General features: G+C 59.7%; 11 protein-coding genes and 1 pseudogene. 8 read left to right on the top strand and 4 right to left on the bottom strand.

Annotated features, from left to right (window positions below):
* Positions 1-872 (bottom strand): chaperonin GroEL (groEL, locus tag KHP60_RS24270; protein ID WP_213566842.1); only part of this gene is annotated, 872 nt, incomplete at its 3' end.
* Between the two features lie 133 nt (positions 873-1005).
* Complete coding sequence (gene groES, locus KHP60_RS24275; protein ID WP_213566843.1) at positions 1006-1320, bottom strand: co-chaperone GroES; 315 nt, start codon at positions 1318-1320, stop codon at positions 1006-1008.
* 215 nt (positions 1321-1535) lie between these two features.
* Here groES and KHP60_RS24280 point away from each other — a divergent pair, with 215 nt between their 5' ends.
* On the top strand, positions 1536-1832 hold the full coding sequence (locus KHP60_RS24280; RefSeq protein ID WP_213566844.1) for a hypothetical protein: 297 nt from the start codon (positions 1536-1538) through the stop codon (positions 1830-1832).
* A 197-nt stretch (positions 1833-2029) separates the two neighbouring features.
* Positions 2030-2776 (top strand): DUF4336 domain-containing protein, encoded by a 747-nt coding sequence (locus KHP60_RS24285; protein ID WP_213566845.1) that lies wholly within the window; start codon positions 2030-2032, stop codon positions 2774-2776.
* Positions 2777-2943: 167 nt separating this feature from the next.
* On the opposite strand, the gene KHP60_RS24290 is transcribed toward KHP60_RS24285, so the two are convergent.
* The gene (locus KHP60_RS24290) at positions 2944-3243 is read right to left on the bottom strand and encodes a hypothetical protein (RefSeq protein WP_213566846.1); all 300 of its coding nucleotides are present in this window, start codon (positions 3241-3243) and stop codon (positions 2944-2946) included.
* A gap of 14 nt (positions 3244-3257) precedes the next feature.
* Positions 3258-4025: an MBL fold metallo-hydrolase gene (locus KHP60_RS24295; protein WP_213566847.1), complete on the bottom strand. Its 768-nt coding sequence runs from the start codon at positions 4023-4025 to the stop codon at positions 3258-3260.
* Positions 4026-4355: 330 nt separating this feature from the next.
* Between KHP60_RS24295 and KHP60_RS24300 the strand changes: the two genes are divergently transcribed.
* From KHP60_RS24300 to KHP60_RS25775, 6 genes and pseudogenes are all read left to right on the top strand, one after another.
* Entirely contained in the window at positions 4356-4628 is a 273-nt protein-coding gene (locus KHP60_RS24300) for a hypothetical protein (RefSeq protein ID WP_213566848.1), read from the top strand.
* Positions 4629-4815: 187 nt separating this feature from the next.
* Positions 4816-5670: a GNAT family N-acetyltransferase gene (locus KHP60_RS24305; RefSeq protein ID WP_213566849.1), complete on the top strand. Its 855-nt coding sequence runs from the start codon at positions 4816-4818 to the stop codon at positions 5668-5670.
* A gap of 1058 nt (positions 5671-6728) precedes the next feature.
* Complete coding sequence (locus KHP60_RS24310) at positions 6729-8318, top strand: isocitrate lyase (protein WP_213566850.1); 1590 nt, start codon at positions 6729-6731, stop codon at positions 8316-8318.
* A gap of 152 nt (positions 8319-8470) precedes the next feature.
* Complete coding sequence (locus KHP60_RS24315; RefSeq protein ID WP_213566851.1) at positions 8471-8722, top strand: hypothetical protein; 252 nt, start codon at positions 8471-8473, stop codon at positions 8720-8722.
* Positions 8723-8886: 164 nt separating this feature from the next.
* Positions 8887-9126, top strand: a complete 240-nt coding sequence (locus tag KHP60_RS24320) for a hypothetical protein (RefSeq protein WP_311925337.1) — start codon at positions 8887-8889, stop codon at positions 9124-9126.
* A gap of 881 nt (positions 9127-10007) precedes the next feature.
* Positions 10008-10352, top strand: a pseudogene (locus KHP60_RS25775) (PAS domain-containing protein); the annotation flags it as partial.
* Positions 10353-10950: the final 598 nt, after the last annotated feature.

Below are 10950 nucleotides of genomic sequence, written 5' to 3' on the forward strand. Positions count from 1 at the left end.
TCCTCGAGCATGGCCTTGCGGCGGTCGCCGAAGCCTGGAGCCTTCACGGCAGCGATCTTCAGGCCGCCACGGAGCTTGTTGACCACCAGCGTCGCCAGAGCTTCGCCCTCGATATCTTCCGCCACAATCAGCAGAGGCTTGCTGGTCTGAACGACAGCCTCAAGGATCGGCAGCAGCGACTGCAACGAGGAGAGCTTCTTCTCGTGAATGAGGATGTAGGGATCCTCGAGTTCCGCGATCATCTTCTCCGCATTGGTGATGAAGTACGGCGAGAGGTAGCCGCGGTCGAACTGCATGCCCTCGACGACGTCGAGCTCGGTCTCGGCGGTCTTGGCTTCTTCGACGGTGATCACACCCTCATTGCCGACCTTCTGCATGGCCTGGGCAATCATCTCACCAATCGAAGCATCACCATTGGCCGAGATGGTGCCGACCTGAGCGATCTCTTCCGACGAGGCAACCTTCTTGGCACGAGCCTGGATGTCCTTCACGGCTTCGGCCACGGCCAAGTCGATGCCGCGCTTGAGGTCCATGGGGTTCATGCCGGCGGCAACCGCCTTGGCACCCTCGCGGACGATGGCCTGAGCCAGCACCGTCGCGGTGGTGGTGCCGTCACCCGCCACATCGCTCGCCTTTGAGGCCACTTCGCGCACCATCTGGGCGCCCATGTTCTCGAACTTGTCGGAGAGCTCGATCTCCTTGGCGACGGTCACGCCGTCCTTGGTGATGCGGGGAGCCCCGAAGGACTTCTCCAGCACCACATTGCGGCCCTTGGGGCCAAGCGTGACCTTTACGGCATTCGCGAGGATGTCGACGCCGCGCAGCATGCGATCGCGAGCGTCCGAGGAGAATTTTACGTCTTTGGCAGCCATGAGCTAACCTCCTGTGGTTTCTTATCTGTTCGATCTGAGTTGCTTAAGCGGCCTTCTGGGCTTCGGCGGTCTGTTCGATCACGCCCATGATGTCGGATTCCTTCATGATCAGGAGATCCTGGCCATTGNTTGCTTAAGCGGCCTTCTGGGCTTCGGCGGTCTGTTCGATCACGCCCATGATGTCGGATTCCTTCATGATCAGGAGATCCTGGCCATTGATCCGCACCTCGGTGCCAGACCACTTGCCGAACAGGACACGATCACCGGCCTTCACGTCGAGGGCAGCAATCTTGCCGCTCTCGTCACGGGCGCCGGGGCCGACGGCGACGATTTCGCCCTCTTGCGGCTTCTCCTTAGCGGTGTCCGGGATGATGATGCCGCCGGCCGTCTTCTCTTCGGCTTCGATGCGGCGGACGACAACGCGGTCGTGCAACGGACGGAATGTCATTTTGTTTCCTCCTGGTATCAGCGATAGGGCGCACTCATTTGGGCTGAGTAGCAGGGTTAGCACTCGGCACGCGAGAGTGCTAACAGGAGATAGTCATGTCGCAAGCAGGGCGCAAGCTCATACCTTTGGGGAGGTTCATGGTGGGCGAACCGTAACCGTATAAGCGGCGTTGAACCTCTGAGGCGCTCAATCCGCCTCAGCAGCGAGGTTCAGCCGTGTTGAGTTTCGACAGCGTCGAAGAGGTCTGCGAGAGCAAGCGCATGACCCTTGTCGTTCATCCCGCCATCCGGCGAGCCGTCAGGGGCTACGAGGAGAGCCTCTACATCGGCTTACGCTGCTTTCTGAAGGGAGAAACAGACGGGGTCTTCTTCCTGCCTTTGCCAGATGGTGGCTATGTCCGCCTTGTATTCTCCCAGCGCCGCTCTGCAGGAGGTCACCCGATCCTGAGAGTTGACCCTCTCGCCTCAGAGGGGCTGCAAAGGATCAAGGTCGCGGTCAACGGCGGCAACTAAGCTCAGCCGCGGAACCAGCCTCTGGCCGCGTCGTTTCCGGGATGCTTCACTGCGTTACTGGAGCACTGCCATGGCTGATCGGGAGAAACGGCCCGTCTCCGCTGAACTTGCTGTCGATCACACTCAACCGGCACCGGTCGCGAAGCCGCTTCGTGGTCAGTGGCGGCTTCAAATCCGTTGACCAGGAGGATCGCGGGATGGCGAGCGAGGTTGATCACGATGGCACCTACCCTCCTCTTGATGTCCTCAAACCGGTTGCGGAGGGTATCTGGATCGTCGACAGCGGCCCTCTTCAGGTATTCGGTCTGACGCTGCCCATCAGGATGACCGTGCTGCGCCTGTCGAGCGGTGATCTCTGGCTTCATTCCCCTACGCGCTTCAGCGAAGCGCCCAAAGCCCAACTCGAGCAGCAAGGGCGCATCACCCATCTCATCGCACCAGACGTGGCGCATTGGTCATTTCTTCAGGATTGGCAGAGGGAGTGCCCTGACGCTCTAACTTGGGCTGCTCCCGGTCTGCGTGAACGCAAGCAAGTGCAGAAGGCTGATGTCAGGATTGATCATGTCCTCTCCGATGTCTCACCGCCTGAATGGGCCAGTGAGATGGAGCAGATTACCGTCCGTGGGTTCGGCTTCAGCGAAGTGGACTTCTTCCACCATCCAAGCCGAACACTGATCATGACGGACCTGGTGCAAAACCTGGAGACGCAGCGCCTGCCCGTTGGCACTCGGATCTTTGCGCGCTTGAACGGTGTCGCGGCACCACATGGGCGAGCGCCCATCTATCTGCGCCTGATGGTCAAGGCAAACAAACGCCAAGCTGCTCAGGCGGCAGCTCGGCTCGTCGATTGGCAACCAGAGCGGGTAATCTTTAGCCATGGACGCTGGTTTGATCGAAACGGGACGAAAGCCCTCAGACGATCTTTGGACTGGCTCATAAGGTAAGTTGAGCGCCTCCGCTTGGGGACCATAAGACTCTGTAAGGCAGCTAGTGTAGTGAGAGGATCCCCACGGGAAGGCGGCGATCAAGCCCGATCAGCGGCAGTGCAAGAAGAGACAAAACGACGGGCGACATTGTTGCTCCACATTTCCTCATGCTCTCGTTGAGCGGCTCACACAGGAACCTTGCTGACAATCCACGCCGCCGCCTCGGGGCTGAAGCCGATTTCGTTCAACTCCTCTTCGAGATCCTCAACTGCATCAGGATCAAGGGTGATGGAATTGTCGTCTGCATCTGCCCTTGTAACGGGCGTCTGCCCCACTTCGTTCTGCTCCCCATCCTCCAGAGGCGCTACCGTGACGCGCACGACAGGGTCATCATCCCCGTCCTCGTCATCCTCACTCTCGTAGGTTCTGAGCGTGACCCAGCGCTCCTCGACCTCGTCCTCATAGACCGTCTTCCACTCGCCCATGCGCTCCTCCTGGGTCATGCACCAGTGCCCTGTCGACCGGTGTCAGGCCAGATCTCCAGGACCATGCCGTCTTCGGCGCGCTCGGCACCGTCAATCGCGACCTGCTCAAGCATGTCCGTGCTCATGTGGGTCAGCAGCACGCGCTTAGCTCCTATCTCCTGCAGGTGCTCGCGCAGGCTCATCCAACTCGAATGGAAGGGCACCGGCCGATCAAAGGTATAGCACTCGGCAATGAACAGATCCGCGCCTCGCGCGGCCTCGATGAGCACCGGGCCCCATTCCGTATCCCCGGAATAGCAGAGAGCCCGGTGCTCGACCTGACAGCGCAGTGCGAACGAGGGGGCTCGTGACGGATGGCGCACTGGATAGGCGGTTACCAACACACCATTCACCTGAGTAGTCACCTGCGGCTCGAGTTCGACAATGTCCAACGGAAAGCCCAGATCCGTTTCAGTGGAGCCCGGGAACATGGTCTCTCGGAGCACCTGCAGGCGCGCAGGCAGGGTCGGGGGCCCGGCAATCTTGAGCGGGGCCGTCCGGCGGCTGACGAACTGAGCATCGAGCAACAGAAACGGCAGTCCGCCGAAGTGGTCACCATGCAGGTGCGAGATCAGCACCGTCCGGATCGTATTCGGATCAACCCCGAACCGCCGCATGGCGATCAGCGATGAGGCACCACAATCCACCAGGAAGCTGGCTGACCCTGCTGAGACATGAAAGCAGGTGTGGAAGCGTCCACCTGAGCCGAACGCGTCTCCGCACCCGAGGACCTGCAGCCGCATCCCGCCACCTCATCCATTCCCGCCGTGCAGTATCTGTGAGCCGAGTGGCCAGGTTGTGACCGGAGCTCTTCAGGTTGAGCCAGAAGGCGGCATGGCTCGCGATCACCTCTTCCGTTGGGTCGCGGTCTGTAGTCGGCATGCCGGGGTTGCCGGGACGTCTCATGACTACCACCACCGAGGGTGCGGCAGCCTCCACTTTGACAGTGCCACTGGCCGACCATCGGCCGTAGGATTGATGGATGCCCTCCCAATCAGACACCGTGAGCCTGATCACGAGGGCGAAGCCGAATTCATGCAGGGAGGATGTCCGTGGAGGCTCTCTCGTCACAGATGACACCTCAAGACTGGATCGCGCTCGGGCTGATCGCCTTGACGCCTGTGCTGATGCTCGTCGCGATTTACCTGATCCGGCGCGAGATCAAGCAGGCGGCCCGCCGCGGTCCCGTCGAGCCGCCGAGATCCCATGCGCCGCCACTTCAGTTGAAGACAACAGAGGCACAGCGGGCGCAATGGCGATTGGGAAGGCAGCGACACCCGCGGGCCATCGCGGATCTGACGGATGATGTCGAGACTCTCCTGAAGCGCGTGAAGGCTGGTGGCTAGGGTGCGGCCAGGCTTCCTTGCACCTTGTGTCGCCTGCAAGAAGCGCCAATGCAGTGTCTTAGCTTGACCGTTTTGTTCGTCTCAGAAGAACGCGCTTTCATCGGCGAACCCGCGGGTGTGCAATAATGGCTGGAGCCAAGTGAGCCGGTTCCCGAACAACCTGATCAGCCTTGGAGGAGGTAGGCGAATGGACAACGCGACAGTTCGCCTCGCACTGCCTGGGGACGAAGACCTGATCGACGCCTTCCTGGCCCAGCACGCTGACAGCTCTTTGTTTCTGCGCTCGTTTCTGGCACGCGGCGGCCTTGTGGATGAGGGTAAGCCGCTTCAGGGCACCTATGCGATCGCCGTGATGGGCGGGCAGGTGGCTGGCGTTGCCCTGCACACCTGGAACGGGATCATTTACCTGCAGGCGCCTGAGTGCGCCGCTGCTCTGGTGAGACTGGCGGTCGAGACCACAGGACGGCCGCTGATTGGTCTTGGTGGGCCTTGTTCACAGGTGGAGATTGCTCATGTTGGGCTGGGTGCTCCGGCTGTCCAAAGGCGATCGCCTGAGGACCTGTTTGCTCTGAACCTTTCCGATCTTATTCCTCCTGCGCCTCTCGGGTCCTGCACCCTCTCGTGCCGCCGCGCGGAGGAGCGCGATCTTGATCTGCTGCGGGACTGGCGCTTTGGCTACGAGGTCGAGTGTACCGGCTTCCCGGATGAGGATGCGACACGTGCATTTGCCGCCCAGGCCATTGAGGGCCACGTTGCGCGTGGAGAAGCCTTTCTGCTCGAGGTGGATGGCACTCCCGCCTCTCTGTGTACCCACAATGCGCGGGTTCGGGACCATGTGCAGATTGGGGGCGTTTGGACGCCACTCGATCTACGTGGGCGTGGCTATGCTCGCCGCGTTGTAGCAGGCGCGCTCCGAGTGGCTGAACAGGAAGGCGTGGTGCGAGCAGTGCTCTTCACCGAAAACCCGGCTGCCCGTCGTTCTTACGAGGCTCTCGGGTTTCGGCAGGTTGGCGAATTTGGTGTGATTGTCCTTGCAACCTGATCCGGTCGAGCAAGGCAATCTTGCGTGCGTCCATAATCCCGGGCGCAGGAGCATCTGCGGGGATGGGGCTCATCGATACGCAAATTCAAGGGCGAATAGATGAATAGAACACCAATCGTCGCCTTCTGGCATGAGACAGGTGTCCTCCGGGCTTCCACATTTATGGCGTGAGTGGACCTTCATTTAGTCCGATCAACGTTACACACTTTGGCACATCTGAGATGTTGCGGTGTGGTCCGCTCCAAATGCTAAAGCGGACATGGGGCGGGCTCGACTCCTGCCATGCCGTTCGCTGGTTATGACGTTCTCGATGATCCTTTGCGAAAAATCCCGCCTCATGGAGTGAGGCAGGCTGATGCGGATTTTGAGTAAGTACTTTGCCGAATTGTGAATATTCCTCAGATGGCGTTGATAAAGTCAGGTACATGATGCTGACAATGGCGATTGGTTGCCTCAGTCTATCTCTGACGACTGTAGTCTCGTCGCGCGCTCATAGTGTAACTTCATTACTGCGCGCCGCACGCCCGAATATAGAGCATTTATGAACTGCCTATTCCGTGTTTCCTAAAACGCGACGATCTCAGCGAGGCAGTGGGCTATAACAAAACGGCATTCAGCAGACAGCTATGGCAGAATCGACAAGCGGAGTCTGTGATATCGTTGTGGGTGACATCAACATGGGTTGGCTCACCTTAGACTTGTGGACCGGCCCCAGCTGCCCCCACAAGGCACTGAATTGTAAAATCAGTGACACTCATCTTGTCACAAGGCGAGAAGCGTTTCGCTCGCCCAAACCCTTCAGGTCGACTTCGCCTTTAGGCTAACGATTCTTCGAAATAAACCAGGACTTTAGAGAGCGCATAACGATCACGACGATATCCACTGAGGAAAATCAGAGACTTAGCAATTCCCGAAGGTCTGCCACCAAGTGTAAATAATTGACAGATTTACACTGCACCTGCTGTAAAGATTGACACTTGGACCTTAACTCGCCTTCACGGTCCTGAACACGCCCGCTACTTCCTCGTTCAACCTTTACAGAAGCGAGGAATACGATCGTGACGTACCAAGATCAGATCGCGCAGTCTCAGATGCTCATCGAGGGCCAGAGCACCTGGAACGGCATCGACCCCGAGTCGGTTGCCCGCATGCGGCTGCAGAACCGGTTCAAGACCGGCATCGACATTGCCCGCTACACCGCCAGGATCATGCGCGAGGACATGGCGGCTTACGATGGCGACTCATCGCTCTACACCCAGTCGCTGGGTTGCTGGCACGGCTTCATCGGCCAGCAGAAGATGATCTCGATCAAGAAGCATTTCGGCTCGACCCAGCGCCGCTACCTCTACCTGTCGGGCTGGATGGTGGCCGCCCTGCGCTCAGAGTTCGGCCCGCTCCCTGATCAGTCGATGCATGAGAAGACCAGCGTGCCAGCGCTGATCGAGGAGCTCTACACCTTCCTGCGCCAGGCCGATGCCCGTGAATTGGGGCTCCTGTTCCGCGACCTCGATGCTACACGCAAGAGTGGCAACACGATCAAGGAGCGTGAGATCGTCAACGCCATCGACAAACATCAGACCCATGTCGTGCCGATCATCGCCGACATCGATGCGGGCTTCGGCAATGCGGAGGCGACGTATCTGCTCGCCAGGAAGATGATCGAAGCGGGCGCCTGCTGCCTTCAGATCGAGAACCAGGTCTCGGACGAGAAGCAGTGCGGTCACCAGGACGGCAAGGTCACCGTTCCGCACGAGGACTTCCTCGCCAAGATCCGCGCCATCCGCTACGCCTTCCTCGAACTCGGCGTCGATGATGGCCTGATTGTCGCCCGCACCGACTCGCTGGGGGCCGGCCTCACCAAGCAGATCGCCTTCAGCCGCCAGCCGGGCGATATCGGCGATCGTTACAACAGCTTCCTGGATTGCGAGGAGATCACGCCTCAGAACTGCACCAACGGCGACGTGGTGATCAACCGCAACGGCAAGCTGCTGCGGCCGAAGCGGCTGCCGAGCAACCTGTTCCAGTTCCGCCCCGGCACGGGCCAGGACCGTTGCGTGCTCGACTGCATCACCGCGCTGCAGAATGGCGCCGACCTGCTGTGGATCGAGACCGAGAAGCCGCATGTCGAGCAGATCGCCGGCATGGTCGACCGCATCCGCGAGGTCATCCCGAACGCCAAGCTCGTCTACAACAACTCACCGTCCTTCAACTGGACCCTCAACTTCCGCCAGCAGGTCTTTGACGCCTGGGAGAAGGCGGGCAAGGACGTGTCGCAATATGACCGCGCTAAGCTGATGAGCGTGGACTATGACAACACGGATCTGGCCAAGGAGGCCGATGAGCGCATCCGCACCTTCCAGGCAGACGGCGCGAAACGGGCGGGCATCTTCCATCACCTGATTACGCTACCAACCTACCATACCGCGGCACTGTCGACCGACAATCTCGCCAAGGAGTATTTCGGCAGCGAGGGCATGCTGGGCTACGTGCGCAACGTTCAGCGTCAGGAACTCCGCCAGGGCATCGCCTGCGTCAAGCACCAGAACATGGCCGGCTCCGACATCGGTGACGATCACAAGGAGTACTTCGCGGGTGAGGCTGCCCTCAAGGCAGGTGGCACCCACAACACGATGAACCAGTTCGGCTAGCCAGTTCTGTGGGCAGAGCTGCAGTCCATACGGACGCTTGCTGATTGCATCTCGTGCCCGCAGTTCGCCGAAGCCTAACGACACAGAGGCCGCATGCCTCTCGGTAAAAGAGATGCTGCGGTCAGCCATTAACTCTAACAGGAGTGAAGCATATGACAATTTCTGAAAAGCCACAGCTGAAGAGCCGCTTCGAAGACGCTGCCAGCTCAATGTCTCCTGATCAAGAGGGCGCCATCCGGATCCTTGCCAATGAGCTCCATCGGGTGAACGAGGCGGTGATGAACTGCGTCAACCATGGCCTATCCATCGAGTTGCAGAGGGTGAAGCGCTGCCACTCTGAAACAGGATATTGGGGCGATATGATCGTGCCGGTTATCGTCAAGCAGAGTGATGATCGGAGCTGAACGCTCGCGTTCATCAGCAGAGCGGTCAGACGTCGACGGCAACCCAAGCGTACCATAGACGCATCACGTCATTGGCCTGATTGGGTTGCCGCTCCGCCCGCCCGTCCCGATCTCTCAACGATGTTGGCCGAGTATGGGATTGCAGTTCCTTGGAACGGCTGGAGATGGCCATGTATCTGGTTATCTGCAAGTTCAACCACATGAGTTCCGTGGCTGAGGCAGCTCGGCGCGCTGAAAGCGGCCTTGGGCAACGGCTCAAGCAGTCTCCCGGGTTTCTGGGCTACTACGTGTTCGATGCCGGCGATGGGGTTGGCGGATCGGTGACCATGTTCGAGGATAAAGAGGCTGCTCTTGTCGCCAAGCGAAGGCTCTTGCCTGGATCCGGGCGAGTTTGGTCGACGTGATCGACGGAGAGCCCGACATCACTATGGGCGAGGTGCTGGCGGTCGTGTCACCCTGACACGTCACCGCCGAGCATATGGACCCATGCGCCAACTACGTGCCTTCGAACTGGAAAACAGGCCAGACTCTCCCGGCCACCCGGCTGGGATCAAGATTGCGCTCCTGCGCTATTCTCCGGGCAGGGATGGCTGTCCGGTTATCACCCTCGCGTGCACCTCGTACGAGGAGGTGGAAGGTCCGATTAAATTCCTGCAGAAGGCGTCGGGCGAGATCCGGGAATGAGCCCACTGGCTCCAGATGGCGTAGAAGCCTACCCCTCACTGCGGTACCCTTTCCGGGCGCACAAAAGCCACACAGCGGCAGTACGGCTTAGCAAGGCGTTGCGAATCAAAAACGGACAAAAACGTCAGGCGTGAGAGAGGGTATCGTGAAGTCGGATCGTCAATTGGCTGCCGCCAGACCGGAGGCGAGCGACTGCGCCTATAACCTGTTCATCAACCAGCAGCGGCCCGAGATCCTCTGTGCCGTGCCGGAGGATCGCCCGGTCCCGAGCTTTATCGTCTCCGAGCAGTGGGTGTACGCGGGGCCGCTTCGCCCCCAAGATGGTCGCCCATCGGGCTTCAACGACAGAGCGGCAACTGTCGGCGTGCGGTTTATCGGCTTCTACCTGTTTCAGGTCACTGCGGCGCAAGGCAAAGCGCGGGCTCAAGGACAAAGCGTTGTGGCCAGGGCAGATCCCCTGCCTGAGCCTGGGGCCAGTGTGAGCGTTCGCGAGCATGTTCGCAAAGCCTTGCTGCGCCTCGTGGCGAAACAAGCTAGCCCTGACCAAGTGATTGAATACCTCAGTCGCCCCACAGCAGACCAGAAATCCGCCGAAGCGCGCTATGCCGACCTTCTCGCGGCTCTCCCCTTCGCTGTCTACACGACTGATGCGACAGGACGCATCACCTTCTACAATGAGGCTGCCGTGGCTCTGTGGGGACGACGTCCAGTGCTGGGGCGGGACCGCTGGTGCGGATCCTGGCACATCTACACGCTCACTGGCGCTCCGCTGCCGCATGACTGCTGCCCGATGGCCGTCGCGATCCGCGAGGACAGAAGAGTTCGGGGCGTGACCGCCGTTGCAGAGCGGCCCGACGGCACCCGGGTACATTTCCGGCCACTGCCCACGCCCTTGCACGATGTCAATGACAACCTTGTTGGTGCCGTCAATGTGCTGCTCGATCTCGGAGCGGCATAGCCCTCGTGGATCCGGAATCCTGGACAACCGATCCAGAGTCAAGATTGCGCTTCTGCGCTACAGAGGATCCTACGCCTCGCACTCCCTGATGTGTCCGCATACCTCGCTCCTTAGAGATAGGCGGATAGTCTTTGCACGCCGTCAGGGACGCCCACTGATCCTGCTTCAATGAAGGAACCCAGTCTGCCGCACAGACTGTCATATGAAGAGTTTATGACAATGCCAGCGCAATTCCTTTCCTGCTATGTCGGCTTCCAGACAGACACGCTCTTTTCTTTCGTGTGAGATTAGCTGCCCCAAGGTAAAACGCTATCAGGAAGGCTCATGACCTCAAGAGACGCTGTGACTCGCGCAAAGAGACGCTTTCCTCCCTTGCAGGCCTTCCCCAGTTCTTCGGTCAATTAGAGCAACGGCAGTTCTGACGGAGTCCTTGGGGCTATGCGGCGCGGCGGCTTCGTGATTCACTTGTCTCAGCCCTCTTTCTGGGAGGAGATGAGCGATGACCAAGTCCTACTCGCTGGATCTGCGCCGCCGAGTGGCGCGCTTTGTCGAGGCGGGGCATTCCTGTCACGCGGCCGCCCGCCAC

The organism is Microvirga sp. 3-52, assembly GCF_018383585.1.
In the GTDB taxonomy this organism is placed as follows: Bacteria; Pseudomonadota; Alphaproteobacteria; order Rhizobiales; family Beijerinckiaceae; genus Microvirga.